This is a genomic window from Bacillus sp. EB106-04-02-XG92, from assembly GCF_058791995.1.
This window is the reverse complement of sequence record NZ_JBYTEA010000001.1, coordinates 369439-390615: the sequence shown is the minus strand read 5'-3', so window position 1 is coordinate 390615 and position 21177 is coordinate 369439. Positions and strand designations below refer to the sequence as shown.

Genomic DNA, 21177 nt, shown 5'->3' with positions numbered 1-21177 from the left:
TGTAGATTGGAAGATCAATTAAAAGATTTTATTCATTATATGGTTGTCGAAAAAGGGCTAGCGAAAAATACAGTAGTATCATATGAACGTGATTTGAAAAGTTATGTAAAGTATTTGCAAAATGTAGAACAAGCGAAAAGCTTTCATGAAGTGACACGCTTACACATTGTTAATTTTCTGCAGCACTTAAAAGAAAACGGAAAATCTTCGAAAACATTAGCACGTCATATTGCATCGATTCGTTCGTTCCATCAATTTTTACTTCGTGAACGAGCGGTAGAGCACGATCCATCCGTACATATTGAGACGCCTCAAGGGGAACGGAAATTACCGAAAGTATTATCAGTTGATGAAGTAGAAGCGTTACTTCAGACACCAAAAATGACGAGTGCTTTTGGGGTTCGTGATAAAGCGATGTTAGAGTTACTGTATGCAACAGGGCTTCGTGTTTCGGAATTAATTGCCTTAAATTTAGAAGATGTACATTTAACAATGGGATTCGTTCGTTGCATAGGGAAAGGGAATAAAGAAAGAATTATTCCACTAGGAAGTTTAGCGACGGAAGCGATTCAAAAGTATATTGAAAAGGCAAGAAGAGAACTGATGGGTAAAAAAGTAGTAGATGCACTCTTTTTAAACCATCATGGGAATCGATTATCAAGACAAGGTTTTTGGAAAATTTTAAAACGATTAGCGAAAGAAGCAAATATTGAAAAAGAGCTTACACCTCATACGTTGCGCCATTCTTTCGCTACGCATTTATTAGAAAATGGAGCAGACTTGCGCGCTGTGCAAGAAATGCTTGGACATGCAGATATTTCAACGACACAAATTTATACGCATGTTTCAAAAACTAGATTAAAAGATGTATATAAACAGTTTCATCCGAGAGCATAGATACTATGCTCTTTTTTTCATAGATTCAAAAGGCGATGGTATTTCACAGAAACTTCACAAACATTTCGTACATTGTTTTCAGCAGAAGACTAGAATATTACAATGTATTTCCTCTATACTAAATAAGGTATGAAGGAGGAAATGATGATGAAAAAACTTATTATGACTTTATTTATCGCGATGCTAGCATTGGCTGGCTGTAATACAAACAAAGAAGAACCGAAAAAAGAACAGAAACTAGAAGCTGTAAAAGTAGCAGTTCAAACAAATCCGAAGGAAATTAAACCTGGTGAAAAAACAGAAGTACAAGCACTTGTTACACAAGGAAAAGAAAAGGTAACGGATGCTGATGATGTAAAGTTTGAAATTTGGAAAGCTGGCGACGAAAAGCATGAAATGTTAGATGGTAAGCATAAAGGAAAAGGTGTTTATGCTGTCGAGAAAACGTTCGAGACGGACGGAGTATACCATATTATCGCTCACACAAATGCACGTGAAATGCATGTTATGCCAGAAGTAAAAGTGGCTGTAGGGAATGCGAAAATAGAAGATGCGAAAAAAGAAAATAGTGATCACGGTGCAGGACATGGCGATCATAAAAGCGATACAATGATCCACCTTATGGCTGGTGACATAAAAGCAAATGCTGAATCAACAATGAAAGTTCACTTAAAACAAAAAGAAGAAGCATTAACTGGTGCTGAAGTCCAACTTGAAATTTGGAAAGATGGTGTTGAAAAACACGAATTTATTCCAGCGAAAGAAGGAAATAAAGGAGAGTATGAAACGAAACATACTTTCAAAGAAAACGGTTCTTACAAAGTGAAAGTTCATGTTAAAAAAGGCGAACTACATGAACATAAAGAAGAAACAGTAGAAGTAAAATAAAAAGTAGCTCATTAGAGCTACTTTTTATTTTTATCTCATTCTTTGCGGCGAGATTAAAATTTCACTTTATATAAAGAAATAAATTATAAAATCATTAGCACTTCTTTGCATAATGGATTACAATAGAAGTGTGAAGAAAATGAGAAATTCTACGAAAATGTATTAAAAAGAAAGCGTAAACATGTTATGATATCAGTATCAGATGTCTGACATCTGACTTAGAAAAAACTAGAAATGTTTTTGAGTCGTTTTAAAGTAAACGAAATAGGTTAGAAAATCATTTAAAGAAGTACTGTTTGATAATGAGAACGAAAGATAATTCTTATGGAGAACAGTTTCACTTTATAGCGTTTTGAACATACTACAAGAAGTAGAACTGAACTTATAGGAGGTCGCAGTTATGAATAAATATAAACGTATATTCCTAGTCGTAATGGATTCTGTTGGAATCGGTGAAGCACCAGATGCTGAACAATTTGGTGATTTAGGATCTGACACAATTGGTCACATTGCTGAACATATGAATGGGTTACAAATGCCTAACATGGTGAAATTAGGTCTTGGTAACATTCGTGAAATGAAAGGTATCTCTAAAGTAGAAAAACCACTTGGATATTATACAAAAATGCAAGAGAAATCTACTGGTAAAGATACAATGACAGGTCACTGGGAAATCATGGGTCTTTACATTGATACACCATTCCAAGTGTTCCCTGAAGGATTCCCGAAAGAGTTACTTGATGAATTAGAAGAAAAAACAGGCCGTAAAATTATCGGTAATAAACCAGCTTCTGGAACTGAGATTCTTGATGAACTTGGTCAAGAACAAATGGAAACAGGTTCTTTAATCGTTTACACTTCTGCTGATAGCGTTCTGCAAATCGCAGCACACGAAGAAGTAGTGCCGCTTGATGAGTTATATAAAATTTGTAAAATTGCACGTGAATTAACGTTAGACGAGAAGTACATGGTAGGCCGTGTTATCGCTCGTCCATTCGTTGGTGAGCCTGGAAACTTTACTCGTACACCGAACCGTCATGACTATGCATTAAAACCATTCGGCCGTACAGTAATGAATGAATTAAAAGATAGTGATTATGATGTGATTGCTATCGGTAAAATCTCTGACATCTATGATGGTGAAGGGGTAACTGAATCGCTTCGTACGAAGTCGAACATGGATGGAATGGATAAGCTTGTAGATACATTAAATATGAACTTTACAGGTCTTAGCTTCTTAAACTTAGTTGACTTTGATGCACTATTCGGTCACCGCCGTGATCCACAAGGATACGGAGAAGCATTGCAGGAATATGATGCACGTCTTCCAGAAGTATTCGAAAAACTAAAAGAAGATGATTTATTATTAATTACAGCAGACCACGGTAACGATCCAGTTCACCACGGTACTGACCATACACGTGAATATGTACCTTTATTAGCATATAGCCCAAGCATGAAAGAAGGCGGACAAGAGTTACCACTTCGTCAAACATTTGCTGATATTGGTGCAACTGTAGCAGAGAACTTCGGTGTGAAAATGCCAGAATACGGAACAAGCTTCTTAAACGAGCTAAAAAAATAGGGGGATAAACAAATGAATCGTGAACTTATTACAAAATCAGCTTCATACTTAAAAGAGAAATTTCAAGAGACACCACAAGTAGGACTAATCCTTGGATCTGGACTAGGTGTATTAGCGGATGAAATCGAGAACGCAGTAACAGTACCTTACAGTGAAATCCCTGAATTCCCAGTATCAACTGTAGAAGGTCATGCAGGTCAACTAGTATTCGGTACACTTCAGGGTGTAACAGTAGTAGCAATGCAAGGACGTTTCCACTTCTATGAAGGATACGACATGCAAAAAGTAACATTCCCAGTTCGTGTTATGAAGGAACTAGGTGTAGAAACAGTTGTTGTAACAAATGCAGCTGGTGGTGTGAATACATCATTCGAACCAGGCGATCTTATGTTAATTTCAGATCACATTAACTTCATGGGGACAAACCCATTAATCGGACCAAATGATTCTGAAATGGGTGTACGTTTCCCTGATATGTCTACATCATATACAGTAGAGCTTCGCGAAATGGCAAAACAAGTTGCAGCGGACCTAAATATTAAAGTACAAGAAGGTGTATACGTTGGAATGACAGGTCCTGTATACGAAACACCTGCTGAAATTCGTATGCTTCGTACACTTGGCGGAGATGCAGTTGGTATGTCAACAGTACCTGAAGTAATTGTAGCGCGTCATGCTGGTATGAAAGTACTTGGTATTTCTTGTATTTCAAATATGGCAGCTGGTATTTTAGATCAACCGCTTCACCACGATGAAGTAATCGAAACGACAGAACGTGTTAAAGCTAATTTCTTAGCATTAGTAAAAGCAATCGTAAAACAAATGAAGGGGTGACCTCACAATGAGAATGGTGGACCTAATTGCAAAAAAACGTGACGGACATGCATTAACGACAGAAGAAATTAACTTTATTGTTGAAGGATATACGAATGGTGATATTCCTGATTATCAAGTAAGTTCACTTGCAATGGCAATTTTCTTCCAAGATATGAACGATCAAGAACGTGCTGATTTAACGATGGCAATGGTAAATAGCGGTGATACAATCGACTTATCAGCTATTGAAGGAGTAAAAGTAGATAAGCACTCAACAGGTGGCGTTGGTGATACAACAACACTTGTATTAGGTCCATTAGTAGCCGCTTTAGGTGTACCGGTTGCAAAAATGTCTGGACGTGGTCTAGGACATACTGGTGGTACAATCGATAAATTAGAAGCAGTTCCAGGATTCCATGTTGAAATTGAAAATGCTGAATTTATGCGTCTTGTGAATGAAAACAAAATCGCAGTTATTGGTCAAAGTGGAAACTTAACGCCTGCGGATAAAAAATTGTATGCACTTCGTGATGTAACAGCAACAGTAAACTCAATTCCGCTTATTGCAAGCTCCATTATGAGTAAAAAAATTGCTGCTGGTGCAGATGCAATTGTTCTTGATGTGAAAACGGGAGCAGGTGCATTTATGAAAACAGATGAAGATGCAAAACGTTTAGCGGAAGCAATGGTGCGCATTGGTAATAACGTTGGCCGTAATACGATGGCTGTTATTTCTGATATGAGTCAACCACTTGGTGAGGCGATTGGTAATGCACTTGAGGTACAAGAAGCAATTGATACATTACAAGGTAAAGGACCAAAAGATTTAGAAGAGTTATGTTTAACACTTGGAAGTCAAATGGTATACCTTGCTGGACAAGCTTCATCTTTAGAAGATGCACGTGAGAAATTAATTGAAGTAATGAACAACGGTAAAGCGCTAGAATCATTTAAAACGTTCTTATCAGCGCAAGGCGGCGATGCATCAGTTGTTGATGATCCTTCTAAATTACCACAAGCACAGTTTAAAATTGAAGTAGAAGCAAAGGAAGACGGTTATGTATCAGAAATCGTTGCAGATGAAATTGGAACAGCAGCAATGCTTTTAGGAGCAGGACGTGCGACGAAGGAATCTGAGATTGATTTAGCAGTTGGCTTAATGCTTCGCAAAAAAGTAGGGGACAGCGTGAAAAAAGGTGAATCCCTTGTTACAATCTACGCAAACCGTGAAAATGTGGAAGATGTAAAAGCAAAAATTTATGAGAACATGAAGATCTCTAAAGAACATGTAGATGCACCGATATTAGTGCACGGCATCGTTACTGAATAATAAAGAAGGGCCAGGGAGTATTTCTCCTTGGCTTTTTTTGCTATTTTTTGTTTATAATAATAATGGGTGAAATTATGATTAGAATTTGTGCAATAACAAAAGCAGATGAAGTATTATATGATGTTTCGTTAGAAGAAACAAAGAAAGACCATATTGTATGGTATTGGCTAGATTTATATAAGCCAACGAAAGAAGAGTATACATACATTTTGCAAGATCATTTTAAGTTCCATCCCCTTGCAATTGAAGACTGTATAGAATATGTACAGAGGCCAAAAGTTGATTTTTATGATGGATATAACTTTTTAGTTCTTCATGCATTTGGTGAGGATGGATTAGAACCGCATGAAATCGATTTATTTATTAGTGATCGTTATATTGTTTCTTTCCACTTTTCTCATAACAATGCAATCGAAAGAGTATGGAAAACCCTTGGAGAAAAGAAGCGTATTAAAAATAGTCCTTTGCATGTAGCACATACTATTATCGATCAAATTGTAGACGACTATTTTGCGCCTGTATATTACATTGAGGATCATTTAAATGCAATTGATGATAATTTAACGGGTGAGACAGCAGGAAGTGTACTAGAAGAAGTATTTGATATACGTGCAGATTTATCGAAGCTAAGGCGTACAATTATTCCGATGCGTGATTTATTGTATCGTATTTTAAATTCGACTCGTTTTTACGGTATAAGTGATCATGAAATTTACTTTAAAGATATACATGATCATTTGCTTAAACTGACAGAAATGATTGAAGCAAGCCGGGAATTAACGGCAGATATTCGAGATAGCTATTTTTCATTAAACTCACATCATATGAATAACATTATGAAAACATTAACTGTATTCTCGACTATTTTCATGCCATTAACATTTATTGCGGGCGTATACGGAATGAACTTTACGCATATGCCAGAGCTTGGTGGACAATATAGTTATTTTATTTGTCTACTTATTATGGCACTAATTGGCGGCGGCATGATGGCTTGGTTTTATAAAAAAGGATGGTTTAAGTAAAAAAACACCGAGGAAAATTCCTCGGTGTTTTTACTTAACCGATAGCATGTAATACGAACATGGCCAAGAATAAGCATGTAATGATATACATGGACGGTGCGACTTCTTTACGCTTTCCAAGAGCAACTTTTAAGATAGGATAAGCAATAAATCCGAACGCAATGCCATCAGCGATACTATATGTGAGCGGGATCATGACGATAATTAAGAACGCTGGAAATCCTTCTGAAAAATCGTTCAGAGGAATTTGTTGAATGCTTGTAATCATCAGGCCGCCAATAATAATTAAGATTGGTGCAATGGCACTATCAGGAATTAGTTTGACAAACGGTAGTGCAAACAGTGATGCAAAGAATAACAACCCTGTAACGATAGACGTCAGACCTGTCTTTCCGCCTGCAGTAATACCTGCGGCACTCTCTACTGTTGATACGGTAGGGCTTGTGCCAAATAGACCACATGTCATTGCTGAAATTGCATTGGCTTGGTAAGCACGTGGGAATTTACGGTCATCTTCTAATAAACCGTGCAGAAGTCCCATGTTCTCAAAAATAAGCACCATGCTTAAGGAGAATGTTGCAATCCAAAACGGTAAGGAAGAAAGTTTGCCAAATGACATAGCTCCAAACACATCGCCGTAATTAGCAAGTGAGAATGAACTATTTCCGATTTGACTTGTATCAACAAGACCAAATAGCCATGCAATACCAGTTCCTATTGCAATCGTCCATAAAAAGTTTCCACGTACGTTACGAATAAATAATACAAGTGCAACGATAAGAGTAAGCACGGTCGCAAGAACGACAGGGTTACTTAATTTACCCATTGCAACAGCAGTATTTGGATTCGAAACGACTAAACCACCTTTTTGCAATCCGATAAATGCTAAAAATAATCCGATGCCGACAGTAATAGCTTCCTTTAATGACTTTGGAATCGATACTGAAAGCACGCGAGCGATTGGTGTAAACGCAGCAATTGCAAAAATAATACCAGAGATGAAGACAGCTGCTAATGCTTCCTGCCAAGATAATCCGAGCGTATGCACAGCAGTGTACGTGAAGAATGCATTTACACCCATACCAGGTACAAGAATAGCAGGTGCATTTGCCCAAAATGCCATGAGCAGACATCCGACAAATGAACTGAAAACAGTTGCTAAAATTCCAGCTTCAAGAGGAATGCCAGCATCGGATAAAATGGATGCATTTACAATCATAATATATACAATCGTGAAAAATGACGTAACTCCAGCTAAAACTTCTTGTTTTGGTGATGTTTCGTGTAAACCTAATTTAAATGTTCTTTCAAGTATTCCTTTCATGTTAAACCTTCTTTTTCATATCCCTCTCCCACCCGTGATATCTCTTTCGTAAGAGCTCACCGTCCTTTATTATATCAGAACATCATGTTTTTACAACAAGGAAAATGATAACGTTTACTTATAAATAAGATTATTTATAAATACGTAAAAATCGCTCGTATTGTTGAAATGATTTCTAATTCTCCCGATTGAATGGGAGGAGCTGCTTGTGCATGTAAAGTAGCAAAGGACGCAACTTCTCGTGGTAATTGAGCAGATTCTTCAACGAATGAGAGTGGAACAGGATTAATGTTTAAATTGTATGTACCCGCAATAGCACGAGCTTTTTCTACCGCTTGTTGTAGAGCTTGAATGAGAGCTTGCTCATAATATTTATTTGGGTGAGATATTCGAAAACGTAAACCTTTTGCTAAGTTTGCTCCATTTGAAACGGCTATATCATATACTTCCCCTGCTTTTTGTACATTTAAAACGGTAATTTCATACAAATGTTCCACACGGTATCCTTGTAGTAACGCTTTATCATTTACATACTCGTATTGAGGAGTGATCGTATAAGAAATCGTTTCTATATCTTTATCAGCAATACCAAGCTGTTTAAGTGCATCCAGCAATTGTTTTGATTGCACTGCATTTTCTTCTTGCGCTTGTTTCACATTTTTACTATCAGTTCGAATGCCAAGTGTTAATATAACAACATTGGGTTTTGCTTTGACAACACCTTCACCTTGTACAGTAATAGTCGCTTCTTTACCAGTATTAGCTGTGCGTACGTTGTGTAAATAAGGATTTATTCCACCCTGCATTTTCCATCACCATCCTTTTTATATGTATATGTGTGAACAAAAAAGAAATTTATATGAAAAAAGTTACATAAATGAGAATGTTGAGGGAAGAAAGCATATACAACATAGGTATTTATAGATTATAATATGTGTAAATATGATAAAAAAGGGACGAGGCTAGTGAACGAAAAAAGAGAAACACTGATTTTAGAATTATCCGGATCATTTCGAAAGATGATACGTTTATTACAAAATGATATTAATACACGTTTTGCAGAACATATGCCATACAATGAATTTTCTGTATTACGCGCTTTATTTTTAAAAAGTCCACAGATGGCTTCGCAAATTGCGAGTGAAGTAAACGTAACCTCCAGTCATATTACAGCCGTTACTGATCGTCTCGTACGAAAAGGGTTTGTAGAAAGAAAGCGTTCAAATTCAGACCGTCGTATCGTGTACTTAGAAATTACAGAACACGGAAGAGAAGTAACTGAAAAACTTGAAGCTGTGCGTAAAGAATATTATAAAGAGAGATTTAAAGGTTGGAGCGACCAAGAGATCGAAATGGTATTAGAGCTATTTGGCCGCGTATTATAATAAATGAGGATAGGAAGCGAAAGCTTTCCTATCCTTTTTCTTTTGAATAAAAACATTTTGAAACTCCAATACTTTAATTAAAAAGAATCGGAGTGAAAAATTATGAAACGTATTTCTATGCTTTTCATTATGATGGGAAGTTTTTTCTGCTTTAATCAATTCGCAGATGCCGCTACGCCCCTTCAAGTCGTTCAAAAAGAATTACAACATATTTCAAATAAGCAACCTGTTTTATATTCAAAACTATGGATTCGTTCAATGCAGAATGCTATTTTATTTCATCATAGTGATAACATTCGGCATGAAGATACGATCAGTAATGTAACAAAGTCTTCTCTTGTAAAAGTAAAACAGCTGCCACTGCAGAAAGCATCCCAGTATATCCCAAGATTATCGCAATATATTTCTAAGTTTGAAGCTGAGAATGTGCAAGTGTATTATGTTGCAGCGCGTTACGAAGTGAAAAAAGAAAATCCGTATCAGTTAAATGGCATGAATTATTTTATGCAAGTGTTTATTCAACAAGGAGGAGAATGGAGAATTGCTGAAAGCATAGTTGCCCCAACAGATCAAATTGTGGCAAATGGTGACGGGTTTGGAACGAAGCAAGAAAAAGAGTATGGGAAAAGAAGAGAGAATGTGAAATAACCTCCTCATCTAGAGGAGGTTATTTTATTTGAAATTCCAAGAGACTTTCCATTTTAATATTTTTGGTAGGAAGAAATATGTAAGGAAACTAGTCACTAAAAATCCGATGTAAAAGCTGGACAATGACTGCGCGCCACTTAACATTAAACCTCCAATGGTACCACCAAAGAAAATTGCACAAGCCAATACTACTTTTTGTAGTTTTGGATATAATAAGTAGTTACCATTTCGCTCATTGACTGAACGGGCATATAAATATATACCGAGTGGTAATAACATAAGGATATGTACAATAGGTCCAATCAATGTTTTGACCGGTGGAATCTTTGTAAAGTTTGGCTCGTTATGACGTACTCCATTTTGATCAGTATAAGCGCTTTGTGGATCGTAATTAAAGTTAATAGTAAAATCTTCTGCTGGACTAGAAATACGTATGTTTTCCATAACATCATGTATACGGCCATTCTTCTCATGAAAGTCGACATTCGAGTGAACAGCGATGACTCCTGATATAAGTGGTGGAAGCAATAATGGGAAGATGAATATAACGACAGTGAGAAATCCTTGTGAGATAATATTTCCAGTTATTGTTCCTACGCATAATGCGAGTGTATAAATAGCAATTAATACAATTAACATGTATATAAAGTAACTATGAAAAGGGGAGAATACTTGATATTTATTATGAAAAGTCAACTTTTTCATAATAGCAAATAGTCCCCAGTTTAAAACGACAACAGCGGCGATATTACAGATTCCAAATAACCATTTTGTTATATAAAGATGTGAACGTTTGAAGGGCATAGACCATAACAAGTCGTTAGCGTTATTTTGTCTTTCCCATCCAATTAACGTACAAGCTAGAACGATTAGCAAACTACCTAACAGCATGACAGGATCTAGAAGTGTTAAATCAAAGTGATAATGATATATATAGTTCCATTTTTTATTGTCATTTAGAAAGTGTTGCTGTTGAATAGAAGTCATATAGTATTTATATGACAAAGTATAGAAGCTGGCGAGCCAAAATAACCATACAACATATTTACTTTGTTGATATGTTCTTAGCCATAGTGCTTTTTGAAACATAGGATCTCTCCTTTAAAAAACTTTATAATTTGTTAGGCGTGATAATACAACATAAGTAATGATTCCAGCGAGAAACAAACTGATATAGTAGTTAGGTAAGAAATAAAATTGATTTATTTTATAGCCACCTAGTAATGCAAAGTAAATGGTTGTCCCCCATATCCATATTTTTAAATGTTTTTGGAAAATAAATATCTTTTGACTATTTTCATTTGGTGACCGCATATATAAATATGTCCCAATTAGTAAATAAAATATTGTATAGAAAATAGGGACTAACATTGATTTGGCTGAATAATATTTATGAGATACTGGATTTCTTAAAGTAGTTGGATCGTTGTCCTGCTTTCGGTATTCTGGATCATAGTTATAATCAATAGAAAAGCGATATATTGGTGCAACTATATTTGTTTTTTGATTGATTTCATATAGTTGTTGATCTAATTTATTATTTTTAGTATCGGTAGCCTCTAAATGGTTTAGTGTAAAAGTGTAAACTAGTGGAATAAATGTAAGTCCCATTAGTAGCCACGGAATACAAAAAACAACCTGGGAAACAATGCTTCCAGTAAAAGTACCGATGCAAAGTGCAGCTGTATATACTGCAACATAAGAAACAATCGCATAAAGAAAGTATCGGTGAAATGGACTAAATGATTGATAATCAAAATGAATAGTTGTTCTATAAATAACATACATAAGAATCCAATTTATAAGTAATGAGCTCACAATACAAAATGAACCGAAAGCCCATTTCGATAAGAAAACATCTTTTCTTTTAAACGGCATCGTCATAAGTAGTGTATTAGATTGGTTACTACGTTCCCAACCTATCAATAAGCAAGCTAAAGCAATGATAAGAAGAGTTAACCAAAAACTATTACCTTCTCCTGAAGAAAAGGTATAAAAATAATAATACTGTTTCCCTTTTTCTTGTAATTCGTAATATTTATCGAGTTCCATCTGAGCACTTCTATAGTATCCGAGAGATAGAAGATAAAGGGAACTAAAGAAGAATAGCAACACAGCATATTTCCCGCGTTTCCAATTCCACATCCACAACGCCTTATGAAACATACCCATCCTCCTCCAGTGTCGTAACGAAGACATCTTCAAGTGACATTGTTAATTCTTCAATGAGTATAGGTTGTTCTTTATAAAACTTCTCCAGTGTTGTAGCTACATTTCCCTCAATTAAGATTGTAAATACTTTTCCTGTTTGATTTAATATTTTAATATTGCTTAAGTTTTCTAGCTTTTGAGGTAATGAACGTTCGTAAGCTACTTGAATTTTTGCAAATCGGGATTTTGCATCGTCTAGTGATGTAATAGACGAGATAGTATGGCCTTTTAATATAATAATTGTATCTGCAATTTGTTCTACTTCATCTAAATGGTGAGTGGAGATGAAAATGGTAATCTCTTTTTCTGCAACTTCTCCAATGAGAAACTGTAAAATTTGTCTTTTCACGATAGGGTCAAGTCCGTTTGTCGGTTCATCTAAAATGATATATTCTGCTTTTGTAGAAACGGCTAAAATGATGGCAAGTAGTGCTTTCATGCCTTTTGAATAACTACGAATTCGTTTGTTTGGTAAGTTAAAACGTTCTAACAGTTCATAGAAATATGCTTCATCAAATGCGTTATAAACTTCTTTATAAAACTTTACAATTTCTTTTACCGTATATCCGTTCAGTATGTTAGTAGAATCAGGGACATATACGATTTTTTGCTTTATTTCAGGACACTGATGAATGTTTGTATCTTCATATGTAACAGTCCCTGCATCAGGGTCTAAAATACCGACCATCGTTCGTAATAAAGTTGTTTTCCCCGCACCGTTTCTTCCAAGTAATCCGATAATACTTCCTCTTTGTAATGTAAAAGAAACATCATCTAAAATCGTTTGATTATCAATCGTTTTCTTCAAGCTTGTCACTTTCAGCATCCGCATTTCCTCCAATCTCTTTGTAGTATGAATCTATCCAATCATGAATTTTATCTTTCGTAACACCAAGATAAGAGGCTTCTAATAGTAATTGATGAAATTGCTTTTCAACCATAGCGATTTTCCTTTCGTCTAATGTTGGGGTGATCGATTGGGATACAAATGTTCCTTTTCCTCGTAATGTTTCAATAATCCCTTGTCGCTCTAATTCTTGATACGCTTTACTCACTGTATTTGGATTTATAACGAGTAAAGAAGCGAGTTCGCGTACAGAAGGTAGTTTGTCACTTGGAGCTAACATGTTTTTCAATACGAGTTCTTTTATATTTTGAACAATTTGTTCCCATATCGGAGTGTTGCTTCTTGGATCAAGTTGAATATGCAAGAGCAATGTCTCCTTTCTGGCTTGTATTAAGTGTGCTACTATGTGTAATACACTTAATACAATATAGGTGAGTAATATATTTGTCAACTGAAAATATTAGAAAAATATGGTATTAAAAAATAGTAAATTGGAAAAAATAGGTCTGATATAGAATGGAGGGTTAGTCATGAAGCGAGTTTTTGGAATACTTGTTTGTTTCATGTTATTGCTTTCTGGTACTTCAGTTAGTTTCGCACAATCTGAAAAAACGAAGCAGGAGAAAACAGAAGAAACAACACCGAAGTTAGCGGAACAAGCGTCATCAGCAATTGTAATTGAACAAGATACAGGTAAAGTTTTGTTTGATAAAAATCCAAATGAGAAGTTACCGCCTGCTAGTATGACGAAGATTATGACAATGCTATTAATTATGGAACAAGTTGAAAAAGGAAAACTAAAACTGACCGATAAAGTGAGAGCAAGTGAGCATGCGGCTTCAATGGGTGGATCACAAATCTTTTTAGAGCCTGGAGAAGAGATGACTGTAAATGAAATGCTAAAGGGGATTGCAATCGCATCAGGAAATGATGCGTCTGTTGCAGTAGCGGAGCATATCGCTGGTTCAGAAGAAGGTTTTGTAAATATGATGAACAAAAAAGCGAAAGACTTAGGACTGAAAAATACTCATTTTCAAAATCCAACAGGTCTTCCGGCTAAAGACCATTATTCTACAGCGAATGATATGGCTATAATGGCGAAAGAATTGATGAAATACCCACTTATTCGCAAATACACAGGTAAATACGAAGACTATTTACGTGAAGATACGGATAAGAAATTTTGGCTCGTTAATACGAATAAGTTAGTACGTTTTTATCCTGGAGTAGATGGTGTGAAAACGGGCTTTACGACAGAAGCGAAATATTGTTTAACAGCATCGGCTGAAAAGAATGGGATGCGTGTTATTTCAGTTGTTATGGGAGCACCTACATCGAAAGAACGGAACAATCAAGTAACGAAGCTTCTTGACTACGCATTTGGTCAATATATGACAAAAAAATTGTATACACGAGGCGAAAAAATTAAGACTGTCCAAGTAGGAAAAGGGAAAAAAGAAAAAGTAGATTTAGTTGCGTCAGACAATGTGTCCCTTCTTATGAAGAAGGGCGAAAATATGGACAAAGTAAAGCAAGAAGTAATTGCTGAAAAGAAAGTGAAAGCGCCAATTAAAAAGGGCGATGCACTTGGTACACTTGTTATTAAAAAAGATAAAGATGTTTTACTAAAACAAACAATTGTAGCAAAAGAAGATGTTGCTGCAGCGAGCTGGTGGGAGTTATTTAAAAGAAGTTTTGGGATGTTTTCAACATCAAAATAGCGGCAAATATTTTGCCGCTTTTCTATTCGTATGTAAGTAAATAATTGCTGAATGGTTTCACTTTATGGCGAAATAGTTCTTCTTTTGTCAGTAGGAAGGATTCTTATGTTGTATCACGAAAATCTTTATGTATGTAAAATGAGTAAAGTTTGAGCATAAGGAGGAAATCGTGTGAGTCTTTCCATGCAATTAGAAGTAAAACGTGACGTCCTATGTGTGAGACTAGCGGGTGAATTAGATCATCATACTGCTGAAGAGTTGCGAACAAAAGTAACGGATATGATTGAGACACGTGGTGTTCATCATATTGTTTTGAGCCTAGAGAACTTATCGTTTATGGATAGTTCTGGTTTAGGGGTTATATTAGGCCGATATAAGCATGTAAAGGGATTAGGTGGAGAAATGGTTGTTTGTGCAATTTCACCGCCTGTTAAACGTTTATTTGAAATGTCGGGCTTATTTAAAATTGTTCGTTTAGAAGAAAGTGAAGCGCATGCGCTCGCGACGTTGGGGGTGGCATAAATGAGAAATGAAATGAACCTTCAATTTTCAGCATTGAGTCAAAATGAATCGTTCGCTCGTGTTACGGTAGCTGCTTTCATTGCGCAACTAGACCCAACGATGGAAGAACTTACAGAGATTAAAACAGTTGTGTCAGAAGCAGTTACAAATGCAATTATTCATGGGTACGAAGGAAATGCAGAAGGTGTTGTTTATATTTCTGTAATTTTGGAAGAAGCAATGGTGAAACTCACGATTCGAGATGAAGGGATTGGCATCTTTGATTTAGATGAAGCGAGACAACCCCTTTTTACAACTAAACCTGAATTAGAGCGTTCCGGAATGGGATTTACTATCATGGAAAATTTTATGGATGAAGTAGAAGTTATTTCAAACGAATCTTTCGGGACAACAATCCATTTGACAAAATACTTATCAAATAGTAACGCTCTATGCAATTAAGGAGAATAGCCTATGGACATAGAGGTCAAAAATGAGAAGAAGAAACCTCAGTTAAAGGACCACGAGCTAAAAGCGTTAATTCAACAAAGTCAAGATGGAGATCAACAAGCGAGAGATACAATCGTTCAAAGTAATATGCGTCTCGTATGGTCGGTTGTGCAGCGTTTTCTTAATCGAGGATACGAACCAGACGATTTATTTCAAATTGGATGTATTGGGCTCTTAAAATCGGTAGATAAATTTGATTTATCTTTCGACGTGAAATTTTCAACATATGCAGTTCCAATGATTATTGGGGAAATACAACGATTTTTACGTGATGATGGATCAGTGAAAGTAAGTAGATCTTTAAAAGAAACAGGAAATAAAATTCGGAAGATGAGAGACGAGCTTTCGAAAGAATTCGGAAGGGCTCCAACTATTAATGAAGTAGCTGAAGCGTTAGAACTAACGCCAGAGGAAGTCGTTCTTGCGCAAGAAGCGAGTCGTGCTCCTTCATCCATACATGAAACGGTGTATGAAAACGACGGGGATCCAATCACTATTTTAGATCAAATTGCTGATCAATCTGAAACGAAATGGTTTGATAAAATTGCTTTAAAAGAAGCAATTAGAGAACTAGATGAGCGAGAACGTTTAATTGTATATTTACGCTACTATAAAGATCAAACCCAATCAGAAGTAGCAGAGCGTATAGGTATTTCACAAGTACAAGTTTCAAGACTTGAAAAGAAAATATTAAAACAGATGAAAGATCGAATAGATGAATAGCTATCTATTCGGTCTTTTTTTATGGATGTAATAGGAGGAGATTGTAAACTTTCGTAAAAATTAACAGAATTTATTTATAATTCAGTAAAATTAAAATATAATCCAAGTATGAACTTGTCACAAAGGGGGAAGGGAATATGGAAACGAGGCAACAATGGGGAACGAGGGCTGGATTTATTTTCGCAGCAGTCGGCTCTGCCGTTGGATTAGGAAACATATGGCGTTTTCCTTATACAGCGTATGAAAATGGGGGAGGCGCATTCTTTTTACCTTACTTATTCGCATTATTAACGACTGGTATTTCATTGTTGGCGTTTGAATTTGCTCTTGGGCATCGTCACCGTGGTTCCGCGCCACTTACATTCTTCCGTATTAGTCCACGTGCTGAATTCATCGGATGGTGGCAAATGTGTGTAACGTTTATCGTTTCAACATATTATGCAGTAATTATTGCTTGGTCTATTTCATATACGTATTTTGCAATTACTGGAGCATGGGGGAAAGACACGCAATCATTTTTATTTAAGGAGTATTTGCATGTTGCAGATAAGCCAGGGCAGTTTGGAGGACTCGTACCGGAAGTATTAATTCCATTAGCTCTCGTTTGGATAATTGTGCTTGGCGTTGCGTTCAAGGGAGTGAAAAAAGGAATTGAAGTTGTTAACCGCATTTTCATTCCATTACTAGTTGTTATGTTCCTTATTATCGTAGTTCGTGCAGTAACGATGGAAGGCGCGATGCAAGGATTAGATGCATTCTTTAAACCAGATTGGAGTCGTATTTTTGATGGGAAAGTATGGCTTGCTGCTTACGGCCAAATTTTCTTTAGCTTATCTTTAGCATTTGGAATTATGATTACGTATTCTAGTTATTTACCAAAAAATTCGGATACAACAAATAACGCCTTTATTACTGGTTTTGCAAACTCAGGTTTTGAATTATTAGCAGGGATTGGGGTCTTTGCAGCTCTTGGATTTATGGCAAACAATATGGGAGTACCAGTTGATAAAGTAGCAAGTGCTGGTGTAGGACTTGCGTTCGTAGTGTTCCCACAAATTATTAATGAATTACCGATGTCACCGTTATTTGGCGTATTATTTTTCTTATCATTAACGGTTGCTGGTATTACATCTCTCATTTCACTTGCAGAAGTATGTTTTGCTGCCGTATCTGAAAAGTTTAGTTTAAGCCGCCAAAAAACAATTGGAATTATGGGGACGCTTCTCGTACTCGTTTCTCTTGTTTTTGCAACACGTGGCGGGCTTATGTTCCTAGATGTTGTTGATTATTTCGCTAATAACTTCGGATTAATTACAATTGCATTAGCGGAAGTTGTTACAATAGGGCTCATTTTACGCCGTTTACCAGTTTATCAAAATCACGCAAACTTCGTATCTGATATTAAGTTAGGCACTTTTTGGAGAGTAAGTTTACTCGTTATTACTCCGCTTATGTTAGGATACATGTTAATTGATGGTACAATCCAAAATATTAAAAAGAACTACGGAGATTATCCAACAGAGTTTGTCGTAACGTATGGTTGGTCAATTGCAGCAGCGTTCCTTATCGTTGCGCTAATCATTAGTCTAAAGAAATGGGATGCACAAATACATTCAGATTCTGCTAAGCTTGAAAAAGAATGGAAAGATCGGGGTGTTTCATAATGAGTGGATCAGCGATTATGATGATGGTTATTGGTATTGTAGTCATTTGGGGAGGACTCGCATTAAGTATTGCAAATTTATTTAAGAAAAAGGCATAAACAAAAAAACATCTGTACCGAAATGGTACAGATGTTTTTTTATGAAAAAATTGTATTAGAAAAAAATTCAATAACCATACTACAACTACGAGGAAGAGTGAAGAGGTGAGTGAAAATTGGAACAAACAATTTATATTAAAATGCGTAATCGATTAAAAGTTTCTCCTACGTATGAAGTAAAGCTGAGTGATGTTGCTCAACTTGCAGGAGATGCTCTTGTAGTTCAGTCGTTACAGGATGAGATAGTTTACAAAATAACAGCGCATGATAAGACGCACGTTGTAATTGATGTTATGAAAATAATTGAGGTTATTCAAAGGAAAGCGGCCGATATACAAATTAATTTACTCGGTTCTGGACAAACTCTTGTTGAAATTATATATGAAAAAAAGAAAGTACATCCGATTTTCTTCGGACTTGTATGGTTATTACTTTTCATTGGAGCGGCTCTTGCGATCATTTATTTTCATGAAGATGTAAGTATGCAACAAGTGCACCAACGGTTATATTACATGATTACGGGAGAATTTAAGGCACAACCACTTTTATTTCAAATTCCGTATTCATTAGGTCTTGGGTTAGGTATGGTCTTATTTTTTAATCATGTATTTCAAAAGCGAATTAATGAAGAGCCGAGTCCGTTAGAAGTGGAGATGTTCCAATACCAGCAATCACTTGACCAATATGTAATTGTTCATGAAAACAAGGACAATATGAAACAAATTGCCGATGATTGAGTCTGGATTTGTTATTCTAATTGGTTTAGCGGGAGGAATTGCAGTAGGTAGCGGATATGTCGCATTTTTAGCTGTACTTGGTATAATCCCTCGGCTAGCTCAATTAACGAGAAGTGGAAAGCACATTCAATATTTTGAGTGGGCGGTTATTGCAGGTACGTTAACAGGGGCTTGGTGTAGTTTGAAAAACATTACATTTCAAACATCGCAATATTGGCTTGTTATATTAGGTATATTTTGTGGCACATTTATTGGAATGCTGGCAGCAGCATTAACAGAAGTATTAAATGTTTTACCTATTTTAGCGAAACGAGTAGGGGTAGAGGGGAAGATTGTTGTTTTACTCGTTGCTCTTGTACTTGGGAAAGTAATAGGCTCGTTGTTTCACTGGATTTATTTCGTAAAGTAGGAGGCGATATATAAATGACAGGGCGAAAACTAAAGGATGATTACGTAAATAAAGTGAAGGAGTACCATCCGAAACCAAATTATTTCATAAATTGCGTTAAAGCATTTTTGGTAGGTGGACTCATTTGTACAATCGGGGAAGTATTGATGAAATTTTATATACATTATTTTCATTTTAGTGAACAAGAGGCAGGAAACCCAACGGTTGCAACTCTTGTATTATTATCGGCGATTTTAACAGGTTGTGGTGTATATGATAAAATCGGTCAATTTGCTGGAGCTGGATCGGCCGTACCTGTTACAGGATTTGCGAATTCTATGGCGAGCGCTGCGCTAGAACATAAGAGTGAAGGCATTGTGCTAGGGATTGCTACAAACATGTTTAAGCTAGCGGGAAGTGTTATCGTTTTCGGGGTCGTTGGAGCATATATTATTGGGTTAATAAGATATACGTTTAAAATTTTTATGTCTTAAAGGAGGGGCTAATATGAGGTTGACAGGAAAACAAACGTGGGTATTTCAAAATGATATTTATGTGAATGCAACCGGTACTGCTGTCGGTCCAAAAGAAGCCGAAGGCCCTCTTGGAAAGGATTTTGATATTTCATATGATGATTTACATTGCGGAGAGGAAAACTGGGAGCTTGCTGAACGAAGATTAATGTCAGATTCGATTCAACAAGTTTTGGAAAAAGGAAATGTAAAAACATCACAAATTGATTTCTTTTTAGCGGGTGATTTATTAAATCAAACAGTGACAGCAAATTATGTTGCGCGTAAGTGGGGGATTCCCTTTTTAGGCATGTTTAGCGCTTGTGCGACGTCGATGGAGACTTTAGCGGTCGGATCAGCCTTTATTGACGGTGGATTTGCAAATCGTGTTTTAGCGACGGTAAGTAGTCATAATGCAACGGCTGAAAGACAGTTTCGTTATCCAACCGAGTATGGAGGACAAAAACCAGGAACAGCAAATTCCACTGTTACAGGTGCGGGATCCATATTAATTAGTAAAGAAAAAAGTGCCATTAAAATTACGGCAGCTACGATTGGAAAAGTACAAGATTTAGGAATTGCGAATCCTTTAGATATGGGGTCGGCGATGGCCCCTGCTGCTGCTCATACAATTCAGCAACACTTTGAAGATTTGAAGAGAAGTGCCAATGATTATGATTTGATTGTTACCGGTGATTTATCAGCTATTGGGACACCAATCGCGAAACAACTGTTGCTAGAAGAAGGTTATGATATTGGGCATATATATAATGATTGCGGATTAATGATTTATAATTCCGGTCAAGAAGAAGTATTTGCCGGTGGTAGTGGTTGTGCTTGTTCAGCTGTTGTCACATATGGTCATTTATTAAGAGAGATGCAAAAAGGGAACTTACAACGAATTTTTGTTGTTGCTACTGGCGCGTTATTAAGTCCGATGATGATGCAGCAGAAAGAAACAATTCCAACGATTGCGCATGGTGTCGTATTTGAGAGAGTGAAGGGAGAGTGAATTGTGGATTTTATATATGCATTTCTTGTAGGAGGCGTTATTTGTGTCATTGGACAAATATTATTAGATTTCGCAAAGTTAACACCAGCCCATTTGATGGCTACCTTTGTAGTCATAGGAGCAGTGTTAGATGGATTCGGATTGTACGATAAGCTCATAAAGTTTGCTGGTGCTGGTGCGACAGTTCCTATTACAAGTTTTGGACATTCCCTATTACACGGAGCAATGCATGCGGCAGAAAAACACGGATATATAGGGATTGGTATAGGTATGTTTAGTTTAACGTCTGCAGGCATTTCTGCAGCGATATTATTTTCATTTTTTGTAGCAATTATATGTAAACCGAAAGGATAAA

At 36.3% G+C, this 21177-nt stretch carries 25 protein-coding genes; 19 read left to right on the top strand and 6 right to left on the bottom strand.

What is annotated here, in order from left to right:
• Positions 1-6 precede the first annotated feature (6 nt).
• From xerD to corA, 6 genes are all read left to right on the top strand, one after another.
• The gene (gene xerD / locus AC3WVA_RS01975) at positions 7-897 is read left to right on the top strand and encodes a site-specific tyrosine recombinase XerD (RefSeq protein ID WP_048530913.1); all 891 of its coding nucleotides are present in this window, start codon (positions 7-9) and stop codon (positions 895-897) included.
• A 144-nt stretch (positions 898-1041) separates the two neighbouring features.
• Positions 1042-1785: a FixH family protein gene (locus AC3WVA_RS01970; RefSeq protein ID WP_141539410.1), complete on the top strand. Its 744-nt coding sequence runs from the start codon at positions 1042-1044 to the stop codon at positions 1783-1785.
• Between the two features lie 400 nt (positions 1786-2185).
• The gene (gene deoB, locus AC3WVA_RS01965) at positions 2186-3370 is read left to right on the top strand and encodes a phosphopentomutase (RefSeq protein WP_098344927.1); all 1185 of its coding nucleotides are present in this window, start codon (positions 2186-2188) and stop codon (positions 3368-3370) included.
• Positions 3371-3382: 12 nt separating this feature from the next.
• Positions 3383-4204: a purine-nucleoside phosphorylase gene (locus AC3WVA_RS01960; RefSeq protein WP_001078446.1), complete on the top strand. Its 822-nt coding sequence runs from the start codon at positions 3383-3385 to the stop codon at positions 4202-4204.
• Between the two features lie 7 nt (positions 4205-4211).
• Entirely contained in the window at positions 4212-5516 is a 1305-nt protein-coding gene (locus tag AC3WVA_RS01955; RefSeq protein ID WP_098344928.1) for a pyrimidine-nucleoside phosphorylase, read from the top strand.
• A gap of 62 nt (positions 5517-5578) precedes the next feature.
• Positions 5579-6541, top strand: a complete 963-nt coding sequence (gene corA, locus AC3WVA_RS01950) for a magnesium/cobalt transporter CorA (RefSeq protein WP_048531869.1) — start codon at positions 5579-5581, stop codon at positions 6539-6541.
• Between the two features lie 34 nt (positions 6542-6575).
• Here corA and AC3WVA_RS01945 read toward each other — a convergent pair whose 3' ends face one another.
• Positions 6576-7865 (bottom strand): NCS2 family permease, encoded by a 1290-nt coding sequence (locus tag AC3WVA_RS01945; protein WP_048530905.1) that lies wholly within the window; start codon positions 7863-7865, stop codon positions 6576-6578.
• A gap of 134 nt (positions 7866-7999) precedes the next feature.
• Complete coding sequence (locus AC3WVA_RS01940; RefSeq protein ID WP_048530903.1) at positions 8000-8671, bottom strand: SIMPL domain-containing protein; 672 nt, start codon at positions 8669-8671, stop codon at positions 8000-8002.
• 159 nt (positions 8672-8830) lie between these two features.
• On the opposite strand from AC3WVA_RS01940, the gene AC3WVA_RS01935 reads away from it, so the two are divergent.
• Entirely contained in the window at positions 8831-9250 is a 420-nt protein-coding gene (locus tag AC3WVA_RS01935) for a MarR family winged helix-turn-helix transcriptional regulator (protein WP_001003309.1), read from the top strand.
• 102 nt (positions 9251-9352) lie between these two features.
• Positions 9353-9898 (top strand): hypothetical protein, encoded by a 546-nt coding sequence (locus AC3WVA_RS01930; RefSeq protein WP_048530901.1) that lies wholly within the window; start codon positions 9353-9355, stop codon positions 9896-9898.
• A 24-nt stretch (positions 9899-9922) separates the two neighbouring features.
• Here AC3WVA_RS01930 and AC3WVA_RS01925 read toward each other — a convergent pair whose 3' ends face one another.
• Genes AC3WVA_RS01925 through AC3WVA_RS01910 form a run of 4 tightly spaced genes read right to left on the bottom strand, consistent with a single transcriptional unit; the run spans position 9923 to position 13320 of the window.
• Positions 9923-10987: an ABC transporter permease gene (locus tag AC3WVA_RS01925; RefSeq protein ID WP_098519971.1), complete on the bottom strand. Its 1065-nt coding sequence runs from the start codon at positions 10985-10987 to the stop codon at positions 9923-9925.
• A gap of 12 nt (positions 10988-10999) precedes the next feature.
• The gene (locus AC3WVA_RS01920; protein ID WP_098344930.1) at positions 11000-12064 is read right to left on the bottom strand and encodes an ABC-2 transporter permease; all 1065 of its coding nucleotides are present in this window, start codon (positions 12062-12064) and stop codon (positions 11000-11002) included.
• On the bottom strand, positions 12054-12935 hold the full coding sequence (locus tag AC3WVA_RS01915) for an ABC transporter ATP-binding protein (protein ID WP_098344931.1): 882 nt from the start codon (positions 12933-12935) through the stop codon (positions 12054-12056). Before AC3WVA_RS01915 ends, AC3WVA_RS01920 begins: the two co-directional genes overlap by 11 nt.
• Entirely contained in the window at positions 12901-13320 is a 420-nt protein-coding gene (locus AC3WVA_RS01910) for a GntR family transcriptional regulator (protein WP_000548032.1), read from the bottom strand. Before AC3WVA_RS01910 ends, AC3WVA_RS01915 begins: the two co-directional genes overlap by 35 nt.
• Positions 13321-13486: 166 nt before the next feature.
• Here AC3WVA_RS01910 and dacF point away from each other — a divergent pair, with 166 nt between their 5' ends.
• The 11 genes from dacF (at position 13487) to spoVAE (ending at position 21176) form a co-directional block, all read left to right on the top strand.
• A complete protein-coding gene (gene dacF / locus AC3WVA_RS01905; protein WP_000831992.1) occupies positions 13487-14677 on the top strand; it encodes a serine-type D-Ala-D-Ala carboxypeptidase DacF in 1191 nt (396 codons plus the stop codon).
• A gap of 171 nt (positions 14678-14848) precedes the next feature.
• Complete coding sequence (gene spoIIAA, locus AC3WVA_RS01900; protein WP_048530890.1) at positions 14849-15199, top strand: anti-sigma F factor antagonist; 351 nt, start codon at positions 14849-14851, stop codon at positions 15197-15199.
• On the top strand, positions 15200-15640 hold the full coding sequence (gene spoIIAB, locus AC3WVA_RS01895) for an anti-sigma F factor (RefSeq protein ID WP_001243399.1): 441 nt from the start codon (positions 15200-15202) through the stop codon (positions 15638-15640). It begins immediately after the preceding gene.
• A gap of 12 nt (positions 15641-15652) precedes the next feature.
• A complete protein-coding gene (sigF, locus tag AC3WVA_RS01890; protein WP_000350734.1) occupies positions 15653-16411 on the top strand; it encodes an RNA polymerase sporulation sigma factor SigF in 759 nt (252 codons plus the stop codon).
• Positions 16412-16548: 137 nt separating this feature from the next.
• Positions 16549-18075 (top strand): sodium-dependent transporter, encoded by a 1527-nt coding sequence (locus tag AC3WVA_RS01885; RefSeq protein ID WP_098313540.1) that lies wholly within the window; start codon positions 16549-16551, stop codon positions 18073-18075.
• Positions 18075-18173: a methionine/alanine import family NSS transporter small subunit gene (locus tag AC3WVA_RS01880; protein ID WP_000016826.1), complete on the top strand. Its 99-nt coding sequence runs from the start codon at positions 18075-18077 to the stop codon at positions 18171-18173. Before AC3WVA_RS01885 ends, AC3WVA_RS01880 begins: the two co-directional genes overlap by 1 nt.
• 116 nt (positions 18174-18289) lie before the next feature.
• Positions 18290-18910, top strand: coding sequence for a stage V sporulation protein AA (locus AC3WVA_RS01875; protein WP_048530885.1), 621 nt, complete (start codon positions 18290-18292; stop codon positions 18908-18910).
• Entirely contained in the window at positions 18903-19319 is a 417-nt protein-coding gene (spoVAB, locus tag AC3WVA_RS01870; protein ID WP_000572939.1) for a stage V sporulation protein SpoVAB, read from the top strand. The genes AC3WVA_RS01875 and spoVAB overlap by 8 nt, the downstream gene beginning before the upstream one ends.
• 14 nt (positions 19320-19333) lie before the next feature.
• A complete protein-coding gene (spoVAC, locus tag AC3WVA_RS01865; protein ID WP_071757341.1) occupies positions 19334-19792 on the top strand; it encodes a stage V sporulation protein AC in 459 nt (152 codons plus the stop codon).
• A 13-nt stretch (positions 19793-19805) separates the two neighbouring features.
• Positions 19806-20822 (top strand): stage V sporulation protein AD, encoded by a 1017-nt coding sequence (gene spoVAD, locus AC3WVA_RS01860; RefSeq protein ID WP_048530881.1) that lies wholly within the window; start codon positions 19806-19808, stop codon positions 20820-20822.
• A 3-nt stretch (positions 20823-20825) separates the two neighbouring features.
• Positions 20826-21176, top strand: a complete 351-nt coding sequence (spoVAE, locus tag AC3WVA_RS01855) for a stage V sporulation protein AE (RefSeq protein ID WP_048530879.1) — start codon at positions 20826-20828, stop codon at positions 21174-21176.
• Position 21177: the final 1 nt, after the last annotated feature.